19 protein-coding genes and 6 pseudogenes are annotated in these 20773 nt (G+C 71.2%); 7 read left to right on the top strand and 18 right to left on the bottom strand.

Annotated features, from left to right (window positions below):
- Positions 1 to 27 precede the first annotated feature (27 nt).
- The 4 genes and pseudogenes from ACP4J3_RS31810 to ACP4J3_RS31795 form a co-directional block, all read right to left on the bottom strand.
- Positions 28 to 873 (bottom strand): annotated as a pseudogene (locus ACP4J3_RS31810) (MFS transporter); the annotation flags it as partial.
- A gap of 464 nt (positions 874 to 1337) precedes the next feature.
- Positions 1338 to 2486, bottom strand: a complete 1149-nt coding sequence (locus ACP4J3_RS31805) for a hypothetical protein (protein ID WP_426539572.1) — start codon at positions 2484 to 2486, stop codon at positions 1338 to 1340.
- A gap of 156 nt (positions 2487 to 2642) precedes the next feature.
- Positions 2643 to 3341: a LuxR C-terminal-related transcriptional regulator gene (locus ACP4J3_RS31800; RefSeq protein ID WP_426539571.1), complete on the bottom strand. Its 699-nt coding sequence runs from the start codon at positions 3339 to 3341 to the stop codon at positions 2643 to 2645.
- A 279-nt stretch (positions 3342 to 3620) separates the two neighbouring features.
- Positions 3621 to 4022 (bottom strand): annotated as a pseudogene (locus tag ACP4J3_RS31795) (cyclic nucleotide-binding domain-containing protein).
- A 296-nt stretch (positions 4023 to 4318) separates the two neighbouring features.
- Between ACP4J3_RS31795 and ACP4J3_RS31790 the strand changes: the two are divergent.
- Positions 4319 to 4609 (top strand): hypothetical protein, encoded by a 291-nt coding sequence (locus tag ACP4J3_RS31790; protein WP_426539570.1) that lies wholly within the window; start codon positions 4319 to 4321, stop codon positions 4607 to 4609.
- Between the two features lie 150 nt (positions 4610 to 4759).
- On the opposite strand, the gene ACP4J3_RS31785 is transcribed toward ACP4J3_RS31790, so the two are convergent.
- Complete coding sequence (locus ACP4J3_RS31785; protein ID WP_426539569.1) at positions 4760 to 5128, bottom strand: winged helix-turn-helix transcriptional regulator; 369 nt, start codon at positions 5126 to 5128, stop codon at positions 4760 to 4762.
- A gap of 83 nt (positions 5129 to 5211) precedes the next feature.
- Here ACP4J3_RS31785 and ACP4J3_RS31780 point away from each other — a divergent pair, with 83 nt between their 5' ends.
- Entirely contained in the window at positions 5212 to 5547 is a 336-nt protein-coding gene (locus ACP4J3_RS31780) for an ArsR/SmtB family transcription factor (protein ID WP_426539568.1), read from the top strand.
- Positions 5547 to 6275, top strand: coding sequence for a cation transporter (locus ACP4J3_RS31775; RefSeq protein WP_426539567.1), 729 nt, complete (start codon positions 5547 to 5549; stop codon positions 6273 to 6275). Before ACP4J3_RS31780 ends, ACP4J3_RS31775 begins: the two co-directional genes overlap by 1 nt.
- A gap of 43 nt (positions 6276 to 6318) precedes the next feature.
- On the opposite strand, the pseudogene ACP4J3_RS31770 reads toward ACP4J3_RS31775, so the two are convergent.
- Positions 6319 to 6617 (bottom strand): annotated as a pseudogene (locus ACP4J3_RS31770) (DUF302 domain-containing protein).
- Between the two features lie 104 nt (positions 6618 to 6721).
- Here ACP4J3_RS31770 and ACP4J3_RS31765 point away from each other — a divergent pair.
- Entirely contained in the window at positions 6722 to 8089 is a 1368-nt protein-coding gene (locus ACP4J3_RS31765; protein WP_426539566.1) for an MBL fold metallo-hydrolase, read from the top strand.
- A gap of 237 nt (positions 8090 to 8326) precedes the next feature.
- A pseudogene (locus tag ACP4J3_RS31760) lies at positions 8327 to 8478 on the top strand (sulfite exporter TauE/SafE family protein); the annotation flags it as partial.
- Between the two features lie 185 nt (positions 8479 to 8663).
- On the opposite strand, the gene ACP4J3_RS31755 reads toward ACP4J3_RS31760, so the two are convergent.
- From ACP4J3_RS31755 to ACP4J3_RS31740, 4 genes are read right to left on the bottom strand one after another with little or no spacing between them, the layout of a single operon-like run.
- Positions 8664 to 8960: a metal-sensitive transcriptional regulator gene (locus ACP4J3_RS31755; RefSeq protein ID WP_426539565.1), complete on the bottom strand. Its 297-nt coding sequence runs from the start codon at positions 8958 to 8960 to the stop codon at positions 8664 to 8666.
- A 45-nt stretch (positions 8961 to 9005) separates the two neighbouring features.
- Positions 9006 to 9494 (bottom strand): hypothetical protein, encoded by a 489-nt coding sequence (locus tag ACP4J3_RS31750; RefSeq protein ID WP_426539564.1) that lies wholly within the window; start codon positions 9492 to 9494, stop codon positions 9006 to 9008.
- Positions 9380 to 10657, bottom strand: a complete 1278-nt coding sequence (locus tag ACP4J3_RS31745; RefSeq protein ID WP_426539562.1) for an aminotransferase class V-fold PLP-dependent enzyme — start codon at positions 10655 to 10657, stop codon at positions 9380 to 9382. The genes ACP4J3_RS31750 and ACP4J3_RS31745 overlap by 115 nt, the downstream gene beginning before the upstream one ends.
- Positions 10658 to 10678: 21 nt before the next feature.
- Positions 10679 to 10951: a hypothetical protein gene (locus tag ACP4J3_RS31740; protein WP_426539561.1), complete on the bottom strand. Its 273-nt coding sequence runs from the start codon at positions 10949 to 10951 to the stop codon at positions 10679 to 10681.
- A gap of 339 nt (positions 10952 to 11290) precedes the next feature.
- Here ACP4J3_RS31740 and ACP4J3_RS31735 point away from each other — a divergent pair, with 339 nt between their 5' ends.
- Positions 11291 to 11452, top strand: a complete 162-nt coding sequence (locus ACP4J3_RS31735) for a hypothetical protein (protein ID WP_426539560.1) — start codon at positions 11291 to 11293, stop codon at positions 11450 to 11452.
- Here ACP4J3_RS31735 and ACP4J3_RS31730 read toward each other — a convergent pair.
- The 8 genes and pseudogenes from ACP4J3_RS31730 to ACP4J3_RS31695 form a co-directional block, all read right to left on the bottom strand.
- Positions 11443 to 12311, bottom strand: a pseudogene (locus ACP4J3_RS31730) (sulfite exporter TauE/SafE family protein). The gene ACP4J3_RS31735 and the pseudogene ACP4J3_RS31730 overlap by 10 nt on opposite strands.
- Complete coding sequence (locus ACP4J3_RS31725) at positions 12308 to 12889, bottom strand: rhodanese-like domain-containing protein (RefSeq protein ID WP_426539559.1); 582 nt, start codon at positions 12887 to 12889, stop codon at positions 12308 to 12310. Before ACP4J3_RS31725 ends, ACP4J3_RS31730 begins: the two are co-directional and overlap by 4 nt.
- Positions 12890 to 13060: 171 nt before the next feature.
- Positions 13061 to 14446 carry an MBL fold metallo-hydrolase gene (locus ACP4J3_RS31720; RefSeq protein ID WP_426539557.1) on the bottom strand — a complete coding sequence of 462 codons (1386 nt, stop codon included), beginning with the start codon at positions 14444 to 14446 and terminating at the stop codon, positions 13061 to 13063.
- A 123-nt stretch (positions 14447 to 14569) separates the two neighbouring features.
- Positions 14570 to 15766 (bottom strand): FAD-dependent oxidoreductase, encoded by a 1197-nt coding sequence (locus tag ACP4J3_RS31715; protein WP_426539556.1) that lies wholly within the window; start codon positions 15764 to 15766, stop codon positions 14570 to 14572.
- Between the two features lie 430 nt (positions 15767 to 16196).
- A pseudogene (locus tag ACP4J3_RS31710) lies at positions 16197 to 16241 on the bottom strand (hypothetical protein); the annotation flags it as partial.
- 297 nt (positions 16242 to 16538) lie between these two features.
- Positions 16539 to 16994, bottom strand: a complete 456-nt coding sequence (locus tag ACP4J3_RS31705; protein ID WP_426539555.1) for a DUF6069 family protein — start codon at positions 16992 to 16994, stop codon at positions 16539 to 16541.
- Positions 16995 to 17051: 57 nt separating this feature from the next.
- Positions 17052 to 18050: an RNA polymerase subunit sigma-70 gene (locus ACP4J3_RS31700; RefSeq protein ID WP_426539554.1), complete on the bottom strand. Its 999-nt coding sequence runs from the start codon at positions 18048 to 18050 to the stop codon at positions 17052 to 17054.
- Positions 18051 to 18270: 220 nt separating this feature from the next.
- The gene (locus tag ACP4J3_RS31695; protein ID WP_426539552.1) at positions 18271 to 19413 is read right to left on the bottom strand and encodes an amidinotransferase; all 1143 of its coding nucleotides are present in this window, start codon (positions 19411 to 19413) and stop codon (positions 18271 to 18273) included.
- Positions 19414 to 19785: 372 nt separating this feature from the next.
- Here ACP4J3_RS31695 and ACP4J3_RS31690 point away from each other — a divergent pair, with 372 nt between their 5' ends.
- Complete coding sequence (locus ACP4J3_RS31690) at positions 19786 to 20604, top strand: SAM-dependent methyltransferase (RefSeq protein ID WP_426539551.1); 819 nt, start codon at positions 19786 to 19788, stop codon at positions 20602 to 20604.
- Positions 20605 to 20773 lie beyond the last annotated feature (169 nt).

Here is a 20773-nt window from a genome sequence, read left to right as displayed (position 1 = left end):
AGGCGTTCATGAACGGCGTGCACACCGCGCGGGCATGTCGCCGGAGACCGGGGCGACGCCCATGGCCACCGCGTCCTTCGCCTCGGCCAGACCCCGCGCCGTCGGCGTCGGCACCCTGGCGGAGGTCAGTTCGCCGGTCAGGGTGGCGCCGACCCGGCTGCCGATGAGGGACACCAGCACGGAGGTGCCGAGCGCCCCGCCGATCTGCAGCGCGGTCGCTTGCAGTCCACCCGCCACACCGCCGTCCCGCACGGGCGCGTTGCCGACGACCGCGTCGGACGAGGAGGCCATCACCACTCGTGAACCGGGGCCGAACCGGTCGGTCAGCGCCGCGCCCAGCGGGGAGGCCACGACCGAGGCGAGGCTGAGCGGCAGGGTGCGCACGCCGGCCTCGACGGGGGTGAACCCGCGCACGTTCTGCAGGCAGAGCATGACGAAGAAGATCACGCCGAGCAGCACGAAGAAGTTCAGCGCGGTGATGACGGTGCCGATGGTGAGCGCCGGGCTGCGGAACAGCCGCACGGGCAGCAGCGGGGCGGCGACCCGCGTTTCGTGGCGGCCGCAGACCAGCAGGACGACCACGCCGATGTCGTACCTCTCCCGAGGGGCGTCGGCGTTCCTGCTCTGCGGCAGCACGAGGACGCTGAAGACGAGCGCGACGGCCGCGATGGCGCGTTGATGTAGAAGAAGACGGACTCCCAGTCGACGTGCTGCCCGAGTTGACGTGCTGCACGAGCAGCCCGCCGACGATGGGGCCGAGAGCGGTCGAGACCGAGGAGGCCATCGCCCAGACACCGACCGCCATACCGAACTTCCGCGGCGGGAAGACGGCAGCAGCACGCCGAGCGTGTTCGGCATCAGCAGCGCGCCGAAGGGACAGGCGGGACGGGTGGGACGGTGCAGGTGCTCGGTGAGCGCCTCCAGCGCGCCCAACGCGGAGCCAAGGGCATCCAGTTCGCCGTCGGGCAGGGCCGCAGCGCGTGCGTCAGATGGGCGCCCATCATGTCCGAGAGCTCGGCGTTGCGCTGCCGGGCGACCGGGGGTGAGGTGCAGATGCGCGATCCGCTTGTCGCCGGAGTCCTGTCGCCGCACCAGCATCCCCTGCTCGGTCATCTGCGTGACCAGCGCGCTGACGTTGTTCGGCTTCATCCGCAGCGCCTCGGGCGGCTTGAGATGCGGGAACTCCGGGCCCACCTGCCGGTCGAGGGCGCGGTGCAGCGCGGGCAGGCATGCCACGAGCACGGCGTCCATGTGGCCGATGAGACAGCGATGCCGGGCCCGGAGCGACCGGGCCCGGCATCACCGGGGCTGCACCAGCGGGGATCAGGCGCTCCTGGTTACCACTGACCCTTGTGGTGCTTGGTGTGGGTGGGCTTGGAGGGGTAGTGCGGCTTTGAGGGGTAGTGGGGCTTGACAGGGTGGGCGGGCTTGCTCGGGTAGGCGGGCTTGACCGGGTGAACGGGCTTGCTCGGGTAGGCCGGCTTCACCGGGTGGGCGGGCTTTGATGGGTAGGCCGGCTTGGCGGGCTTCGCCGGGTACGCGGGCTTGGCGGGCTTGGCCGGGTAGGCGGGTTTGGCCGGCTTGGCAGGGTAGGCCGGCTTGGAGGGGTAGGCGGGCTTGCTCGGGTAGGCAGGCTTCGCCGGGTACGCAGGCTTGGCCGGGTAGGCGGGTTTGGCCGGCTTCGCCGGGTAGGCAGGCTTGGCGGGGTAGGCCGGTTTCGCGGGCTTGCTGGGGTAGGCCGGCTTGGTCGGGTAGGCGGGCTTGACCGGCTTGACCGGCTTGGTCGGGTACACGGGCTTTGACGGGTAGTCAGGCTTCACGGGCTTTGCCGGGTAAGCAGGCTTGGCCGGATAGGCAGGCTTGGCCGGATACGCAGGCTTTGCCGGGTAGGCAGGCTTCGCCGGGTACGCAGGCTTGGCGGGCTTTGCCGGGTAAGCAGGCTTCGCGGGGTAGACAGGCTTGGCTGGGTACTCCGGCTTGGCCGGCTTGGCGGGGTAAACGGGCTTCGCGGGATAGGCGGGCTTGGCCGGCTTGACCGGGTACGCGGGCTTCACCGGATACTCGGGCTTCACGGGCTTCGCCGGGTAGGCGGGCTTCACCGGATGGACGGGCTTCGCCGGGTATGCCGGCCTGACCGGCTTCGCCGGGTACGCGGGCTTCACAGGGTGCTCGGGCTTGACCGGCTTCGCCGGGTACGCGGGCTTGGCAGGGTGGACCGGCTTCGCCGGATAGGCCGGCTTGGCAGGATGGGCCGGCTTGACTGGATGCGCGGGCTTCACCGGGTGCCCCGGATGTACCGGCTTCGCCGGGTACTCCGGCTTCGGTGCGTGCGCGGCCGGGTGGGTCTGCTTGCCGGGGTGTGGGGGGTGGGCGGGCTTGTGGTCATCGGCGTACGCGGTGCCCCCGCTCGCCAGGGCGGCTGCGGCGAGCGCGGCGGCCATGACGGCCGGCGTCAGAACAGATCGCCATCTCGGCGATGTCGTCATCTTCCACTCTCCTCGACTTGGTTCAGGGCCTCGTGACGGGTGGTCAGCACCAAGAGCCGGACAGTGGAATGGATAGGAAGTCGGCTGATATGAATAACATCGCGGCGGCGATAAGCCACCGGATGGTGTAGTGACGGGAGGCCAGTTGGCCCGGCGTCAGGCCGCGGGCACGACGAGACCGGACTCGTAGGCGAAGGTCACCGCCTGCACACGGGCACGGGCGCCGATCTTGGTCAGGATGTTGCTGACGTGGGTCTTCACGGTGGTCGGCGCGATCGACAGCCGCTCGGCGATCTCGGCGTTGGACCAACCGGCGGCGACGGCGACGAGGATGTCACGCTCACGCCCGGTGAGGGTGTCGAGCCCGGAGGTGCGGGGCAGGGCGCGCACGGTGGTCTGGTCGCGGACGGCGTCGATGAGCGCGCGGGTCAGCGCCGGGGTGCTGACGGCGTCCCCGGCGGCCACGACACGGACGGCCGATGCCAGTTCGTCGGGGGCGACGTCCTCGAGGAGGAATCCGTCCGCGCCGGCGCGCAGGGCGGCGTAGGCGTACTCGTCGTGACCGGCCGGCGTGAGCATCAGCACGCGGGGGGTGTGCGGGTACGTGTCCGCGGCTTGACGGGGGTGGGGGAGCTGGTGGCGGCGGGTGAGGTGCCGGACGGTCTCGATGCCGTCCGTGCCGGAGAGCCGGCCGGCCATCACGACGACGTCGGGGCGGAGCTCCGCGCTCATCCGGACCGCCTCCTCCCCGCTCGTCGCCTCCCCGGCGATGATCAGGTCGGGCTCGGCGCCGAGGAGCATGCGCAGGGCGAGGCGCTGGAGGGACTGGTCGTTCACCACGAGTACGGAGACCATGCCTGTCTTCTTCCTGGGGGGAGGCGGGTGGCGGCCTGCCAGCAGAACGAAACGGTTTCGTTCACAACGTTACCGCGGCTCGCGTAAAGGCGGAGTAGGAGGTCGGTCACAACGTCGGTCAGGCCCGCCGTACCAACCCGGACGAGCCGCACCAGACGGGCCGCCACGGGGACGAGCAACGTGCCCCGGACCCGGCCGGCGAGCCGTGCCGTGCCGTGCACCTTGAGCAGCTCGGCCTCTCGCATGGTGACTCTTCTTCGCGTCGGCTCGTGGGGACGCTCAGGCGAAGCCACCCGAGCCGTACGGGGCGTACAGGTCCAGCAGTCGGGTCCGGGCGGAGCGCAGGCGGTGGGCGAGCACGTCGCCGACCCATTGCGTGACGGCTCGGCCCAGCGCGGGGTCGTCCCCGCACAGCGTCCGGACGGCCTCGGCGTCGAACTCATACGCCCGCACCGGGGTCGTCGCCTCGGCGCCCAGGTGTCAGACGTGCGGGGTGAACAGCCAGGACCAGCCGATGAGTTCGTCGTGCCGGAGGGTCTCGACGACGGCCGGGCGTCGGCCCGGCACCCGCATGTCGAGCTCGACGGTGCCCGTGCGGATGACCCAGAACCGGTCGGCCCTGCCGCCCTCCTCGAACAGGCGCGTCCCCTGCGGGACGGACACCTCGCGGGCGACGCCCATGAGCCGCCGCCGGTGCTCGGCGGGCAGGGCGCGCAGTATGCCGGGTGCTTGCGTGATGATCACGGCGTGCCTCCCGACGGGTGCAGGGACCTCCAAGGCCGGCGTGCGCCCGCGATCGGCGACGACCCATGGGCCACCCGGTCCCTCGAGACGGGCCACCCGGCTCCGACCAGGGGACCTCCGGCACCCTCCGTCGACTCCGATCCGGAGGTTCCATGGGTGTGAGAGGCCCCCGACCGAGGAGGGAGTGCGAGGTGGGTGCGTCATCGAGGCCTGGCCTCTGGAGGCGCTTCGCGGTGCTTCTGGTGATCTCCACGGCGGTGACATTCGTGGTGTGCGCCGTACGCGACGCGGTGGCCACACACCGGCGCCTGGCGCGCCTTCGCCGGCACGCAGTGGTGCAGCACATCGACGTGCGCGGCTTCAGCCAGGACAACCACACGCCGTACGGAGGCGACGCGTCCTTCCTGACCGGCCCCACCGACCGCACCCGCACCGTCTGGGAGAAGGACAGGGCCCACACCCGGCGGCTGACCCGTGAGCAGCACCTCGACCTGATCAGCCGCACCTTCCACGGATCGTTGTGAGGACCGCGGTGAGAGCCCGGAACTCTCCGACGCAGGTCGTGCGCGAGCCGCTGTATCGGACCGGCGTCAGGATCGACCGGCTTCTCGCGACGTCCCACCGAGCGGCACCCTTCGCCTTTCGACTGCGGCTGAGCAGACGCCCACCCTAGGTCACTCGGTCATTGGCGGGCGTCGTAGCTCTCCCGCGCGGCGAGCACCTCGGTGGTGTAGTGCTCGGCCCGGCGCGTGCAGGGGCGCGTGCAGGGTGTGTCCCAGCGCCGTCAGCTCGTATTCGACCCTGGGCGGGACCTCGGCGTACACATGCCGCGTGACGATCCCGTCGCGCTCCAGGTCGCGCAGTGTCTCGGTGAGCACCTTGGCGCTGATCCCGTCGACCTTGGCCCGCAGATCGCGGAAGCGCATCCGGCCACCGCTGAGGGCGATGACCACCATCGCCGTCCACTTGTTGGCGATCCGGGCGAGCGAGGTGCGGGAGGGGCAGGTCGCCGTGAGGACATCGAAGGCCGGAAGCTGCGGCACTGATGGCGAGTACAGGAACAGGCAGGGACCTGAATTTCGATTCAGGATTTCCTGAATTCAGGATTCCCTGTACGGTAGGTCTCGTGCTGACCATCGCCGCAGACATCGACGCCCTCGCCCGCTTCGGCCGCGCCCTCGCCGACCCGATCCGCTGCCGGATCCTGCTCGCCCTGCGCAAAGCGCCGGCCCATCCGGCGGACCTGGCCGAGGAGTTGGGGATCTCGCGCACCCGCCTGTCGAACCACCTGGCCTGTCTGCGCGACTGCGGCATCGTCGTCACCGTCCCCGAAGGCCGACGCGTGCGCTACGAACTGGCCGACGCCCGCCTCGGCCACGCCCTGGACGACCTGCGCGGGGCGGTCCTCGCCGTCGAGGCGGACCGCACCTGCCTCGATGCGCGGGAGAAGGGCTGCTGCTGATGTCCCTGCCGATAGCCCTGGGCCCCACGCCGAGCCGACGTGCCCAACTGTCCCGGCGCATACGGCTTCTGGTCGCGGCGACCATCACCTACAACGTCGTCGAGGCGATCGTCGCGATCACCGCCGGCATGATCGCCTCCTCCACCGCCCTGATCGGCTTCGGCCTCGACTCCGTCATCGAGGTCTCCTCGGCCGCCGCCGTCGCCTGGCAGTTCTCGGCACGCGAGCACGCCGTACGCGAAGCGCGCGAGAAGGCCGCGCTGCGGATCATCGCGCTCTCGTTCTTCGCCCTGGCCGCCTACGTCACCGTCGAATCGGTCCGCGCCCTGGCCGGCACCGGTGAGGCCCAGCACTCGACACCGGGCATCGTGCTGGCCGCGCTCTCCCTGGCGGTCATGCCGTTCCTCTCGGCCGCCCAGCGCCGCGCCGGACGCGAACTGGGCTCGGCCTCGGCCGTCGCGGACTCCAAGCAGACCCTGCTGTGCACCTACCTGTCGGCGGTCCTCCTCGTCGGGCTGCTCGCCAACTCCCTCTTCGGCTGGTCGTGGGCGGACCCGGTCGCCGCGCTGGTGATCGCGGCCGTCGCGGTCAAGGAGGGCAGGGAGGCGTGGCGCGGCGACACATGCTGCGCCGTGCCGATCACCGGCATCTCCGAGGCGGCCACGGGCGACCGCGATGGCGCCTCCGGCTGCGGATGCTGTGGGCCTCAGGAGAAGTCGAGTCACTGATGACCGGCTGGGCCTGACGGGGCGGCCGGCGTTGACGGGGGACTCAGCCCTCTGTCTCGGTCGCCGTGAGTGAGGTCAGGGCGGCGTCGAAGCGGCGCGTGGCCTCCTCGGCGACCGGGCGCAGGGCGTCCAGTTCGGCGAGGGCGACCATCGTGTGCAGCAGCCCGATGGAGCGGTCTGTGTCCGGGGCCCGGCGGGCCAGGGGCGGATTGCAGGCCCCGAGGATGACGTAGTCCTTTTCATGGCGTGGTCGAGCTTCGCCTTGAGGGTGGCGGTCATGTCGATCTCGGTGAGGATGCCGAAGCCCTGTCCGGCGAGGGCGTCGCGGGTGCGGGTGGTGATGGCCTTTCTCGTCGGTTCGCGCGAGCGGGACGGGTGTCCGGTCCTGTGCGAGGTACTCGTGAGGTGCGCCCCTGGGGTAATTACGCACCAGAAGGGAGTACCTCGTGTTCTTCGTCGACACGATCGAGGTGCCGGGACTCGGCAACCGGAGCTATCTGGCGGGTGGCGAGCGCACGGCCGTGGCGGTGGATCCGCCGCGCGACGTCGATCGGGTGATCGCGGCGGCCGCTCGACGCGGAGTGCGGATCTCGCATGTCGTCGAGACGCATGTGCACAACGACTACGTCACCGGCGGACCGGAGCTGGCCCGGCTCACGGGCGCTGCCTACCTGGTGCCCGCCGGAGCCCGCGTCTCCTTCGCGCGCGTCCCGGTGCACGACGGCGACCGCACGGAGATCGACGCCGCCGCCGGCCTGGCCCTGCGCGCGCTGTCGACCCCCGGTCACACCCCGCACCACACCTCCTACGCACTGGAGCAGAACGGCGCGGCGGTCGCGGTGTTCAGCGGCGGTTCGCTGCTGATCGGCACCGTCGGACGCCCCGACCTGGTCGAGCCCCGGCTGACCGAGCGACTGGCCCGACAGCAGCACGCCTCCGCGCACAGGCTGGCCGCGGAGCTGCCCGACGACACGGCCGTACTGCCGACGCACGGATTCGGCAGCTTCTGCTCCTCCTCCCAGGCGGAGGGCGGTGACACGACCATCGGCAAGGAGAAGGTGTCCAACGAGGCCCTCACCCGGGACGTGGACACATTCGTCGCCGAGTTGTCGGCCGGCCTGGACGACATCCCCGCCTATTACGCGCACGTGGGCCCGCTCAACGCCGCCGGACCCGCCCCGGTCGACCTGACCCCGCCCGCGGTGGCCGACGCCGAGCAGATCGCGGCCCGGCTGGCGGCGGGGGAGTGGGTGGTGGACCTGCGCAACCGCGTCGCCTTCGCGGAAGAGCATGTCGCGGGCTCGTTCAACTTCGAGGCGGAGGGGCAGCTCGCGACCTATCTGGCCTGGCTGGTCCCGTGGGGCAAGCCGGTCACCCTGCTCGCCGAGTCGGTCGGGCAACTCGCCGCCGCCCAGCGCGAGTTGGCCCGGGTGGGCATCGACCGGCCGGCCGCGGCCGCCACCGGTGAGCCCGCGGACTGGGTGCGTGACGGCGACAAGCCGGTCTCCTTCCCGCGGGGGACCTTCGCCGATCTCGCGGACCGGCGTCCGGCCGAGGGCGTCGCCGTCCTCGACGTCCGGCGCGACTCGGAGCGGGCCGGCGGATACATCGAGGGCTCGGTCCACATTCCGATCCACACCCTGCACGGCCGACTGGACGAGGTGCCGGACGGCGAGGTGTGGGTGCACTGCGCGAGCGGCATGCGTGCGGCCATCGCCGCGTCCCTGCTGGACGCCGCAGGGCGCGACGTGGTCGCCGTGGACGACTCCATCGACGCGGCCGGGAAGGCCGGACTCACCGTCCGCACTTCGTGACGCCGCCGGGCGCTGCCGATCTTCCGTACGGCCGATCTTCCGTACGACATGGGAAACAGGAGCGGGCGCAGGCGCGGCCCCTGGTCGTGATCTGCCTCTCCGGCAACCGCTCCCGGCAGGCCGCCGAACTGCCGGCCGCCCGCGGGGCGGAGGCCGTGGACGTCATCGGAGGCATGAAGGACTGGGCCGGAGCGGGGCTGCCGGTGGTGGACGCGCGCGGGGGAACGGCATCGTCGCGTGAGCGCGCTCGTCCTCGCCCTGGCCAGCGGGCCGGCGGGCCGGTGATCGGCGGCAGCGGGCCGGCCGTGCCCGCGCTGGTCCATTTGCTCGGCTTCAGCCCAGTCGGCCCCACGACCGCGAGCCTGGTCATCGTCGCGCTCACCTGCGCGAGGCGGTGGGCACCGGGTCGTCGGCCCCTTCGACGGCGCCGTGATCCTCGGGGCCTGGGACGGCAAGCGGCTGTCCGTGAAGGTCTCCGGGCGCGCTTCAGTGGATCTTCGACGTGGTGCTGTCGGCGGTGGTGGCCTTCATGCTCGTCGACGCGATGCCGTGACGGCCGTAGTGGCGGTGGTCCTCACGCCAGCGACAGGAACAGCTTCTCCAGCCGGGCGCGCATCGCGGCCGGGTCCTCGCCGTCCGCGCCGTTCTTGCGGCCGGACTCGATGTCCGTCACGCACTGTTGCAGACCGGTGGCAATGATGGCGAAACCGGCACGGTCCAGTGCGCGTGAGGCGGCGGCGAGCTGCGTGACGACGTCCTCGCAGTCGCGTCCCTCCTCGATCATCCGGATCACACCGGAGATCTGACCCTGCGCGCGGCGCAGCCGGTTCAGCACGGCCTTCAGATCCGCGCCCTCGAGCTCCAGTTCCACGATCACTCCTCAGAAAACGCTCGTATACCCGGCTGGGTATTTGATTCAAGCACTCCCGGTCCCGGTTTGTTCCAGGCAGACCGGTGGCAGCGGGAACCAGCGCATCCGCTCGAAGTCGGGTGGCAGACCGGTCGGGCCGTCGTGGAGGCGGTCCGGGCGAGCGGCGAACACCTCGCGGGCGGCGTCCAGTTGCCCGGCGAGCGCATCCTCGCCCAGTCGGTGGTGGCGGCGGGCCGGGGCGGTGAGGTCTCCGGCGGCGGTGAAACGCACGTCGGTCAGCCGCAGCGGCGGGTCGGCGGCGCCGGCGCGGTGGTGCCACTGCCCGGTGTGCGGGTCGAAACGGTAGTCGGGCAGCAGGCGGTGGCCGTGCGCGGCGATCAGGTAGTCACGGACGGTGTCGCTGATGAAGTAGTGGAAGTTCAGGCGGATCCAGCCGGGCTTGACGCCGTCGCAGCCGTGGACGACCTCGTCGAGCAGGGCGTGCGAGGTGGCGGCGTCGATCGCCAGCAGCGGTGGCCGTAGGGCCCGGCGCACGAGCAGCCGCCGCGGGCCTGGATGCCGAACAGGTCGTTGAGCAGCGCGACCACGTAGTTGTGGTGCAGGTAGGCGCCGTCGCCGTACCGGATGCGGAACGAGACGACGGCCAGCCGCCGGGCCTGGTGGTTGCCGAGGATCTCGATCCTGGAGTCGGTGTCCCACCGGGTCAGGGCGTGGCGCCAGTGGCGTTCCTCGGCGGCCTGGATGGTGTCCGTGCCGACGGCCTGCTTCAGGGCGAAGACCAGCCCGGCGCGGATGGACTCCACGATGGCCGGGGTACCGCCCTCCTCGCGGGCGACCGGGTCGTCGAGGTAGCGGTGCCCGAGGGGATCGACGAAGGCCACGGTGCCGCCGCCCGGCGCGGTGGGCACCGGGTTGCGGACCAGGTCACGGCGGACGACCAGGACGCCCGGGGTCTGCGGGCCGCCGACGAACTTGTGCGGGGAGAGGAACAGCGCGTCCTTGTGGTCGCCCGCGCCGGGCGCGCTCGGCGCCACCCGGATCGCGACGTACGGGGCGGCGGCCGCGTAGTCCCAGAAGGACAGGGCGCCGTATGCGTGCAGCAGGCTCGCGACGCGGTCGGTGTCGGTCAGGATGCCGGTGACGTTCGAGGCGGCGGAGAAGCTGCCGATGCGCAGCGGCCGGCCGGCGTACCTGCGCAGGCCCGCCTCCAGCCGGGCGAGGTCGATGTGGCCGTCGGGGTCCTCGTCGATGACCACGACGTCGGCGATCGACTCCCGCCAGGGAAGCTCGTTGGAATGGTGCTCGTACGGTCCGACGAAGACCACCGGCCGCTGGGCCTCGGGCGGCTTCCCCGGGCGGCGCAGCTCCAGGATGCCCACCAGCTTGTTCACGGCCGCGGTGGCGCCCGAGCCGCAGAAGATCACCAGGTCGTCCGCGGTGCCGCCGACCGCGTCGCGGATGATCCGGCGGGCATCCTCGCGCAGCCGGGTCGTCTGCAGGCCGGTGCTGGAGCTCTCCGTGTGGGTGTTGCCGTAGCGCGGCAGGACCTCCTCGCGGATGAAGTCCTCGACGAAACGCAGCGAGCGGCCGGAGGCGGTGTAGTCCGCGTAGACGATCCGCTTCGGGCCGTACGGGCCGTCCAGCACCTCGTCGTCGCCGACGAGCCCGCCCCGGATGCGCTCCAGCAGCGCCGACATTGGCCGGCGCCGAGGCCGTACTCATGGCTCCAGCCCGATGTCGGCGGCGGGCGGCCGGTGCAGGGGGTTGTGGACCGTACAGTGCGAGGCCACGGCCGGCAGGGCGTCCCGGCGCCGCGCGCGGAGCTCCGGCGGCGGGACGACCACGACACGCAGCGCGTCGACCCGGGCCGGGCGGTCGGTGGCCATGTCCACGGCGTAGGCGTCGTGGTCGACGTGGGCGACCTCGAGGCGGTGCGCGTCCCCGTCCTGCGGCCGGTTGGTGTTCCGCGCCTGCGGTGCGATGGCGGTCATGGGAGCGGCCTCCTCCTCGTCGATGTCGACTTCCTTCCGATTCCAGTCGACCGCGGACGGCCCGCCGGGCGCAGAGGCCGACCGGGTGCGGCGGGGGCCGTTCGGCCCTGGGGCGCACGACTCTGCTGACATACCCTGCTGGGTATTTTCTCCAGCAGCTTCATGGTAGGCGGGCGGGTTCGTGGCGTCCTGTCGGCGCGGCGGCACATGCCTCACGGCCGTCCGCGGCGCCACCGTGGAGGCATGGGCCAGCACATCGTGATACTCGGCGGCGGAACGGCCGGCACATGACGGCCACCTCTCTTCGTCCCGTTCGGGCTCGCCCAGCCGCAGCACCTCGTGCGCTGTCGCCCGCGGCAACTGCACGCCATCGACTACACGCAGGCCTCGGTCGACCTGTTCGAGCTGGACGATCACGACCTGGTCGAGCAGGTCCAGGACGTCATCACGGTGGGGGAGTTCTACGAACGCGCCGTCGGCGGGCAGATCGTCTACACCTGAGGAGAGCGGCGGGTCCGTGCTGCCGGACGGCGTGCGGACCAGCTCACCACGACGCCCGCCGTCGCGGCCAGGCAGGCCCAGGTCCACGGGCTGGTGAGCAGGGTGTGGCGCAGACCGGGGGCGAGCTGCTGACCGAGGACGAAGACGCCCATGACGGCGACGAACCAGCCGAAGGACCTGCGCAGCGCGGCCTGCGGGATGCGCCCGGCCAGCCGGCCGCCGAGCAGGCCGCCGACGACGGCGGTCACCGTGACGAGGGCGGCGAAACCCCAGTCGATGTGCACACTCGCCAGGTATCCGGCCAGTCCGGCGAACGACTTCATGGCGATCACCAGCAGCGAGGTGCCGACGGCGACCGTCATCGGCAGCCCGCCGAGCAGGGCGAGGGCGGGGACGACGAGGAAGCCGCCGCCCGCGCCGACCAGGCCGGTGACCAGCCCCACGACGATGCCGTCCAACAGGACGTGAGCGACGGGGAGTTCGTGATGGACCCGCTTCGGTGCCCTCCGCCGGCCGCGGATCATGGCGACGGCGGTGGCGATCATCATCAGGGCGAACGCGATCAGCAGGACGGTGCCGGGTACGAACTCCGCGAGCCGCCCGCCCGCATAGGCGCCGGCCATGCCCGCCAGCCCGAACAGCAACCCGGTGCGCCAGCGGACGCGTCCGGCGCGGGCGTGCGGACGACCCCGGCGGCACTGGTGACACCCACGACGAAGAGGGAGGTGGCGATCGCCTCCTTGGTGCCCATCCCGGCCAGGTAGACCAGGATCGGCACGGTCAGGATGGACCCGCCGCCGCCCAGGACACCGAGGGCGACCCCGATGAGCAGGGAGGCGGCGATGACGACGGCGATCACGGGGCGCCCCGCAAGGCGGTGACGATGGACTCGAGGTCGGTGCGCGGGCCGCGGTTGTAGGGCAGCTTCGACAGCAGCATGCCCATGGCGCAGGTGTTGGTGAGCGCGGCGACGGTCAGCCCGGCGCCGACGGCCGTACCGACCAGATGCAGACCGGGCACGAACAGGCCCGCGACGCCGGTCACCAGCACGATGCTCCCGGCAACGAGCCGCACCTGGCGCTCCAGGTCCCAGCGTTCCGGGCCCCGGGTGAGGGCGCCTCCGGCCGCTTCCCACGCCATGACGCCGCCGTCGAGCACGCGCAGGTTGGGCAGCCCGGCCTCGGCGAGGGCCTGTTCGGCCTGGGCGGCGCGGGCGCCGGAGCGGCAGATCAGGACGACCTCGTCGTCGAGGTGGTGCAGCAGTTCGGCCCGGTGCTCGCGCAGGGTGTCGAGCGGGACGTTGTAGGAGCCGGGTATGTGGGCGGTGCGGAACTCGCCGGGCGTACGCACGTCCAGCAGCCGGGGGCCGTCGCCGCTGTCGTGGAGTGTGCGCAGGGCGGTGGGGTCGAGACGCGGCGGGTCGGTGTGTGTGGTCATGGGGGTGTTCCTCGCTGTCGCGGAAGCTGTCGCGGAAGTTGTCGCGGAAGCTGTCGTGGAAGCTGTCGTGGAAGAGGCATGGGGGCGGGCGGCGGCCCTGACGGCTGGGCCGCCGCCGGGAGCGGTCCCCGACGGCCGGGGCCGCCGCCCGGAGAGTGGGGTGGCGGTGGATCAGGCGTTGGCCGGGGCGGTCAGGGCGAGCCAGGCGCCGTAGCCGCCGAGGAGGTCGGAGACGTCGGTACGGCCCCGGTGGCGCAGCAGGCTGGCGGCGATGGAGGAGCGGTGGCCGCCCGCGCAGTGGACGACCAGGGGCCGGCCGGCCGGGATCTCATCGACGCGGCGGGTGAGTTCGGCCAGCGGGATGTGCAACGAACCGTCGATGAAGCCCTCTTCACGCTCGGCGGCGTTGCGCACGTCGAGGACCAGCGGCGGTTCGTCGCCGTCCAGCAGCCGGCGCAGTTCACCGGCGGTCAGGCGGCTTGCCTGTTCCATCTTGTCGTCCAGCGCCGGAAAGGCGCCCTCGGGCTCGCGCAGATAGCCGCCGACCCTGTCGAAGCCGATGCGGGCGAGCCGGGTGACGATCTCCTCCTCCCGGTCCTGCGGAGCGACCACCACGACCTCCTCCTCCGGGCCGACGACCATGCCGGCCTGCTCGGCGAAGCGTCCGTCGGCGGGCACGTTGACCGAGTTGCGCAGGTGCCCCGGGGCGAAGTCCTGCGGGGAGCGCGCGTCCAGCACGACCGCTCCGGCCGCGCGCCGCTCCATGAACTCCTCGACGGACAGCGGCCGCGGCGCCGCGGCCGCGTCGAACAGGCCGTGCTCCTTGCGGTTGAGGATGGCGTCGTAGACGAAGTAGGCGGGCGCGGAGGGCTGTCCCGCGGTGACCAGCTCGACGAACCTCTCCTCGCTCATCGGGCGGCAGGCGTAGTTGGTGGCGCGCTGCTCCCCGATGGTGGACTGGCGCCGGGTGGAGAGGTTCTTGCCGCAGGCGGATCCGGCACCGTGCGCGGGGAACACCCGCACGGCGTCGGGTAGGCCCATCAGTTTGTTCTGGATGCTGTCGTAGAGCATCCGGCCGAGTTCGTCGGCGGTGACGCCGATCGAGGCGAGCAGGTCGGGGCGGCCCACGTCACCGATGAACAGCGCGTCGCCGGTGAGGACGCCGTAGGGGACGCTGTCGTCGGCGTGCTCGTACACCAGGATGCTGATCGACTCCGGGGTGTGGCCGGGCGTTTCGAGGATCTGCAGAGTCACGTCACCGAGGCTGATCCGCTCGCCGTCGGCCAGCTTCAGGATGGGGTACTCGGTCTCGGCGCGTCGCCCGTACCCGATCCAGGAGCCGGTGCGGTCCGCCAGTTCCAGATGGCCGGCGAGGAAGTCGGCGTGGAAGTGGGTGTTGAGGACGGCCTCGACGGTGAAACCGTGGGCCTCGGCGTCGACGAGGTACTCGGAGACGTCACGGCGGGGATCGACGACCACGGCCTTGCCGGTCGTCTCGTCGGCGATCATGTACGACGCCTGGGAGAGGCAGTCGAGGTAGTACTGGGCGAAGAACATCGGGTGACCTCCGTGTCTGGAGAGAATCGGATGAAATACCCCGGGGGGTATTCGGGAACCAGTAGTCCGCCCCGGATCAGGTGGGGCGGTGGCCGGCCCGGGTCGGGGGGCCGGGCCGGCCGGTCAGAGGCGGCCGGTGAGCATGCCGCGCCAGTACACCGGCGGCAGGATGTAGCGCTTGAACACCCACATGTCCCGGCGCTCCTTGAACGTGTCGATCAGCGGGAAGCTGGGCGCGGGCCTCAGGTCGTAGTCGAACTCGGCCAGCAGCATCCGGTCCCGGGCGGTCACCAGCGGGCAGGAGGTGTAGCCGTCGTACCGGCGCGACGGGGCGCGGCCGCTCATGACGTCGAGCAGGTTGGCGGCCACGACCGGCGCCTGTTTGCGTACGGCCGCACCGGTCTTCGAGGTGGGCAGGTTCGCCACGTCGCCGATCGCGAAGACGGTGTCGTGGCGCGGGTGTCGCAGGGTGTGCCGGTCCGCGGCGACGAACCCGTGCGGGCCGGCCGGATCGGCGAGCGGGCCGCTCTTGACCCAGTCCGGCGCGCTCTGCGGCGGGACGGCGTGCAGGAGGTCGTAGCCGATGGTCTCCTTGGCGCCGGTGGCGTGGTCCGTGATCGTGACCTCGCGCGCCTCGCCGTCGACGGCCGTCATCTCCGAGCGCAGCCGCACCTCGATGCCGTAGCGGGCGGCGACCTTCTCCAGCACCTGCGACCAGGCGGGCACCTTGAACATCACCGGATCGGGCAGGACGAGGATGATCCGGATGTCGTCGAGGACCTTGCGCCGGCGCCAGTGGTCGGCGGCCAGGTAGGCGATCTTCTGCGGTGCGCCGCCGCACTTCAGCGGGGTCGCCGGGTGGGTGAACACGGCGGTGCCCGAGCGCATGCTCCTGATCAGCTCCCAGGTGCGCGGGGCGTACTCGGGCGCGTAGTTGCTGCTCACCCCGCCATGGCCGACGGCTTCGGCCAGCCCCGGCACGCCGTCCCAGTCGAGTTGCAGACCGGGCGCCATCACCAGGTGTTCGTAGGTCAGCTCGGCGCCGCCGGACAGTGTCACCGTACGGGCGTCGGGGTCGACGGCCAGCGCACGCCGGCGGACCCAGTGCACGCCGTCGGGTATGACGGCGCCTTCGGGGCGGCGGGAGCTGCGCAGGGGCGCCTGGCCGCCGCCGACCAGGGTCCACAGCGGCTGGTACCAGTGGGTGTCGGACGGTTCGACGAGGGTGATGTCGCCGACACCGGCACGGCGCAGCCGGGCGGCCACGCTGATGCCGGCGCTGCCGCCGCCGATGACGGCGACGCGGCTCACTCGAGCCATTCGTTGCCTCCTCAAATACCCCCGGGGGTTTCTTGAGGGCGAGAGTACGGCGGCTCCGGGAGGGGCGTCAAATACCCAGGGGGGTATTTGCCCGGCAGGCAAATACCCGGGAAGCGCCCTACTGAGGCGCGCATACAGCAGTGGCCCCGTTCCCGACAGTCGGGAAAGCCGGCGTTCACCTGCTGCTCGACGACTTCGCGGCCGCGGACGACCTCGCCGCGGGCGTCGTCGACGGTCTTGCCGTGCTCGGCGCAGATGATCCGGCCCAGCTCCTCCTCGTGCTCGACGAGGAGTTGAGGGCCGGCAGGTCCCGCCGATGTCGCGGGTGCGTGTGGCGGGGTTGTCCAGAACGGTGTCCACCGCGCTGGGAGAGCTCGGAGGCCTCGTCGGAGAGGATGTCGCCGAACATGTTGGTGGTGACGATGACGTCGAACCGCTGCGGGCTACGGACCAGCAGCCCGGCGGTGGCGTCCACGATGAGTTCTTCGAGTTCGACGTCGGGGAACTCGGCGGCACCTTGCCCACTTCGCGCAGGAACAGCCCGTCCGACAGCTTGACCACGTTGGCCGGCCCTCGGTGTTCGCGCGGACGATGACGAGATCCATCGGGCAGCGTCGATCCGGTGGCGGCCAGGGAGGCGAGGCCGATGCCCCGGGTGTCGTAGGCCAGGTCGAGCCCGAGGCGCTTGTCGTGGCCGCCGTGGTCTCGGGGCGCGTTCTGTGTACCTGCCACGCGGTTTCCGGACAGCAGGCGCTGTCCCGTTGCGGGATCGTCAATCGGTCCGGGTGCGCAGGCTCCGCGCCAGGGTGGGGATCATCACCGTCGCGGGGACGAGGTGGAGTCCGAGAAGGGCGGCGGTGGTGGCGGTGTCTGCCCCGGAGAGGAGGGGCGGGAGCAATGAGATCGCGGTCAGCGACACTGCCGTCCACACGAATCGCCCGGCGGGACGAGCGCTCCAACGAAGAAGAGCAAGGGCGATGACGGTGCCCACGACCGAGAAGAAGCCGGTCACCACGGCGACCCCGGACAACGGGATCGTCTCGCCGCCATCGGGGACCTCGAAGTCGACGCCTACGGCCTGGGCAAGCGCCGCGGCGAGGGTGGTGGCCGACGTCGCCGCGAGCGTGGCGACGAGGCCGGTGGCGGCGAGGCCGCGGAGTCGGTGGGTGTGGCTGGCCTGGCCCGATGCCGGGCCTGCGACGACCTCGGTGTCATTCCTGCCGTTCATGTCGTTCCTCCATCGTTCGGGCGGCCGCGGCGCGCAGCGTGATCGTCCGCACCGGGACTACTCCGTACCGTCGGCCGGCAGGCGCTCCGGCAGCCCGAGCCGCGGGAACTGGTCGTCGTGGAACGTGACGATCTCGGTGATCGCCCCGCCGGTGACGCGCAGGACGTCGATCGTCAGCGGCAGGTACGCGCCCTCCTGCTTCCGCCAGAGGTAGAAGGCGACGGCGGGCTGCCGGTTCACGGAGGTCGCGACGCTGCGCAGGCCCTTCATGCCCTCGAAGCCATCCTCGACCCAGTTGTTCACGACCGTGTCGCGGCCGACGTACAGCCCCGGCGTGGGCGGCATCGAACAGCGGACGTCGTCCCGCAGCATCGCGGTGAGCGCCGGGATGTCCGTGGCCACGCTGGCGTCGGTGTAGCGGCGTACCAGCTCGCGCGTCCCGGCGTCGTCCTCGCTGCCGGTCCAGTCCTGCCGCTCGGCGGGCAGATGCTCCCGCATGCCGGCGCGGGCCCGCTGCAGCGCGCTGTTCACGGAGTTGACGGAGTCCCCGAGGAGCCCCGCGACATCCTTCGCCGGCCAGCCGAGCACGTCCCGCAGGATCAGCACGGCCCGCGGGCGCGGCGCGAGGTGCTGGACCGCGACCAGGTACGCCAGCTCGATCGTCTCCCGCGCGACGGCGACGGCCTCCGGCTCGTCCGCGTCGCCCGCGGGCAGCTCGTCGAGCAGCCGGTCCGGATAGGGCTGCAGCCACAGCACCTCGCCGCCGGTCGCTGGCTCGGGGCGGCACTTGGCGAGCAGGTCGAGGCAGGCGTTGGTGGCGATCCGGTACAGCCAGGCCCGGAACGTCGACCGCCCCTCGAAGGTCTCCCGCCGCCGCCAGGCACGCAGGAACGTCTCCTGCACGGTGTCCTCGGCGTCCTCGAACGATCCGAGCATCCGGTAGCAGTGCACGTGCAGCTCTCGCCGGTGCCGCTCCGCCAGCCCCGAGAACGCCTGCTCGTCGACCTCGCCGAGCCCGCTGACGCCCAGCTCCTCCAGCCGCGTGTCCGCACTCATCACGTCATCCTTCCGCCTCGTCGTGGCCCGTCGTAGGTGTGACGGGTGCGGGCACGAAAACTCATCACCGGGTTCGGTCGGCATGGCTGATCCGGTGGGCGTGTGGCCCGCTCGAGGCTGAGGTCAATGAGGTCGATGAATTAGATGAGGTCGATGAGGCGATGAGGTCGACGAGGGGCGATCGTCTGCGGTCATTCGCCGAGGCGCGCCGGTGGGCCGATCAGTCGGCATACGATGCGAGCGTGCCGCGGCGCCGGACGTCGAGCGTCGCACAGTGGAACGAGCCGCCGAACGGCGCGTAGTGCAGCAGGTCGCACGGGATCGGCTCGAACCCCCACTGCTCGAGGGCGCGCAGCATGCCGGTGTGGTGGCGCTCGGCTATCACCCGCCGCTCGTCGACCATGAGCACGTTCATGCTGAGCCATTTGCCGCACATCGAGGTGATCCTGAGCAGGCGGTCGTCGATCGGATCGGGCTCGGGGGCGACCAGGACGTCCCACGAGTCCAGGACGTCGGGCAGGTGGTCGACGTCGACGTACTCGGGGTTGACGAGGACCTTGCCGGGCGCGAGCGGGACGAACGTCGTGTCGATGTGCATGGGCGTGCGGCAGCGGCTGGCGATCTCGTGGATCCGATAGCCGGGTCCGAGATGGCGACGCAGCCACTCGATACCCATCCGATTGGTGACATTGCTCCGCGTGACGAACAGATCGCGGCCGGCACGTACGAAATCCGCGGCATCGAAGACCGGCTCGAACTCGGTGAGGACGTAGCGCATGGGCTCGCCGGGCCCGGGCGTACGGAAACCGGGCTCGTACAGCGCATCGCTGAGCTGTGGTTTCGGCGCCGCCGTCCAGCGCGCGCCGCGCTGGAAGTAGTCCTTGAGGATCGGCCGGTAGGAGTGGGTCTCGAAGTACCGGCACGGCCACGCCATCGGGGTTTCGATGATCTCGTCGCCGATCACGAGCAGGCTGTCACGCGGACAGGAGTTGCAGAAGCCTCGCGACGACCAGTCGGGGGTGCCGAAGCGCCGCCCGTGATCGACCGCGTCCGGGCGCCTGACCGTGATGCCGAGGGACTGCAGGAGAGCGACGAACCGATCGAGCTCGTGCTGCGCCCGTTCGACCAGCACACGCGGATATCTGAAGCCGGCCACGAGCCCCTGCACCCGTGCCGCCCACGGGGGGATGTTGCAGGTCACGACCGGATGCTTGGAGGGGATGGTCGCGCCGTCCAGGCGCCCGACGATGATCTCCTCCAGCGGGTCCCACTCGTTGTGCGAATCGACCGGCGATACGAGAGGTTCCGCAGCGTCGTCATCGACCTTCGCCGTGGCCCCGTGGGGCCTTTGCACTACCGCCATGCTCAGCCGCTTCCGCTCGCAGGAATCCAGAATTCCGCTGTACCCAATGGGTACCCAGAACGCGCCTCGGCGGATCGTGTGGGTCGAGGCACCCTAGTCCTTGGGAACACGGGAGGTGGCCGTTCGCGGACGCGCCAGGTTCGCAGCCGGCGCGCCGCCGGCTCGACGACCACGTGAGGCGGGAACCGCACGGTTCGCAGGCTGCGCCAGCACCTGGCAAAATAGCCGCCCATTACTGACCCGGCGGCCGGGCGGCAGTTGTCCGTGGGCGGGCGCGGGGAGCCGAAATGCCGAATTCTCTGCGGTAGTTGAACAGTCATGCCTAGGTTGGACAGGTCCATGATTCATCCTGTCCGAAGGAGACCGCACGGCATGTCGGACCTCTCGCGCGGTGACGAAGGCGTCGCACGCCCTGACCGGCTCCGGACGGACGTTTCCCACTCCGCCCGAATCTGGAACTACTGGTTGGGAGGCAAGGACCACTATCAGGTCGATGAAGAGGTCGGGGACCAGATCCTGTCCTTCGTGCCCGAGCTTCCCCGCTCAGCCGTCGCCGACCGCCGCTTCCTCGCCCGCGCCGTCCGTTTCCTGGCCGCAGAGGCGGGCATCCGCCAGTTCTTGGACATCGGTACCGGCCTGCCCACCGCGAACAACACCCACGAGGTCGCCCAGCGCGTAGACCCGTCCTGCCGGATCGTCTACGTCGACAACGACCCCATAGTCCTCGCGCACGCCCACGCGCTCCTCACCAGCGCACCCGAGGGGGCCACCAGCTACATCGAGGCCGACGTGCATGCCCCCGAGGCGATCGTGGAGGGAGCCGCAGCCACGCTGGACTTCGAGCGGCCGATCGCGATCACCATGCTGGGCGTGCTCAACTTCGTCATGGACACCGACGAGGCGGTCACCGTCGTGCGGCGTCTGATGGACGCCGTACCGTCCGGCAGCCACCTCGTCATCTCCCACCCCACCACCGAGATCGATGGCGAGGCGATGGCCGCGGCGGTGGACTACTGGAACGGCCAGGGCTCGGCTCCGATGACGCTGCGCAGCCACGCCGACCTTGTGCGCCTCTTCGACGGCGTCGAGGTCCTGCCCCCGGGCATCGTCTCCTGCTCCCGCTGGCGTCCCGAAACCACGGACGAGGACGTTGACGTCACCCACTTCGGCGGTGTCGGGACCAAGCGGTAATCCGCCATACGACGGGGCGGTGCTGCCGGGCCGTACGCCCTTTCCCAGCACCCACGGAGATCTCGTGCGTGCTGCGATGCGGCCCTCGGCATCCGCCTAGGGCCTGTTGTGAAAGTGCTGGTCACAGCCACTCGTTGATGGCTGCGACCAGCACGGTCGCTTCGTAGCG

The sequence above is a fragment of the Streptomyces sp. UG1 genome, from assembly GCF_049974585.1.
Taxonomy (GTDB): Bacteria; Actinomycetota; Actinomycetes; order Streptomycetales; family Streptomycetaceae; genus Streptomyces.
Note: the sequence above shows the minus strand (reverse complement) of the source record. Positions and strands in the feature narration are given on the sequence as shown.

What these genes read in the sequence shown, in the direction of transcription:
- ACP4J3_RS31805 (WP_426539572.1), bottom strand. Translation starts at nt 2,486, where the DNA reads ATGACGACATCGCCGAGATGGCGATCTGTTCTGACGCCGGCCGTCATG.
- ACP4J3_RS31800 (WP_426539571.1), bottom strand. Translation starts at nt 3,341, where the DNA reads ATGGTCTCCGTACTCGTGGTGAACGACCAGTCCCTCCAGCGCCTCGCC.
- ACP4J3_RS31775 (WP_426539567.1), top strand. Translation starts at nt 5,547, where the DNA reads ATGTCCCTGCCGATAGCCCTGGGCCCCACGCCGAGCCGACGTGCCCAA.
- ACP4J3_RS31745 (WP_426539562.1), bottom strand. Translation starts at nt 10,657, where the DNA reads ATGTCGGCGCTGCTGGAGCGCATCCGGGGCGGGCTCGTCGGCGACGAC.
- ACP4J3_RS31740 (WP_426539561.1), bottom strand. Translation starts at nt 10,951, where the DNA reads ATGACCGCCATCGCACCGCAGGCGCGGAACACCAACCGGCCGCAGGAC.
- ACP4J3_RS31725 (WP_426539559.1), bottom strand. Translation starts at nt 12,889, where the DNA reads ATGACCACACACACCGACCCGCCGCGTCTCGACCCCACCGCCCTGCGC.
- ACP4J3_RS31720 (WP_426539557.1), bottom strand. Translation starts at nt 14,446, where the DNA reads ATGTTCTTCGCCCAGTACTACCTCGACTGCCTCTCCCAGGCGTCGTAC.
- ACP4J3_RS31715 (WP_426539556.1), bottom strand. Translation starts at nt 15,766, where the DNA reads ATGGCTCGAGTGAGCCGCGTCGCCGTCATCGGCGGCGGCAGCGCCGGC.
- ACP4J3_RS31705 (WP_426539555.1), bottom strand. Translation starts at nt 16,994, where the DNA reads ATGAACGGCAGGAATGACACCGAGGTCGTCGCAGGCCCGGCATCGGGC.
- ACP4J3_RS31700 (WP_426539554.1), bottom strand. Translation starts at nt 18,050, where the DNA reads ATGAGTGCGGACACGCGGCTGGAGGAGCTGGGCGTCAGCGGGCTCGGC.
- ACP4J3_RS31695 (WP_426539552.1), bottom strand. Translation starts at nt 19,413, where the DNA reads ATGGCGGTAGTGCAAAGGCCCCACGGGGCCACGGCGAAGGTCGATGAC.
- ACP4J3_RS31690 (WP_426539551.1), top strand. Translation starts at nt 19,786, where the DNA reads ATGTCGGACCTCTCGCGCGGTGACGAAGGCGTCGCACGCCCTGACCGG.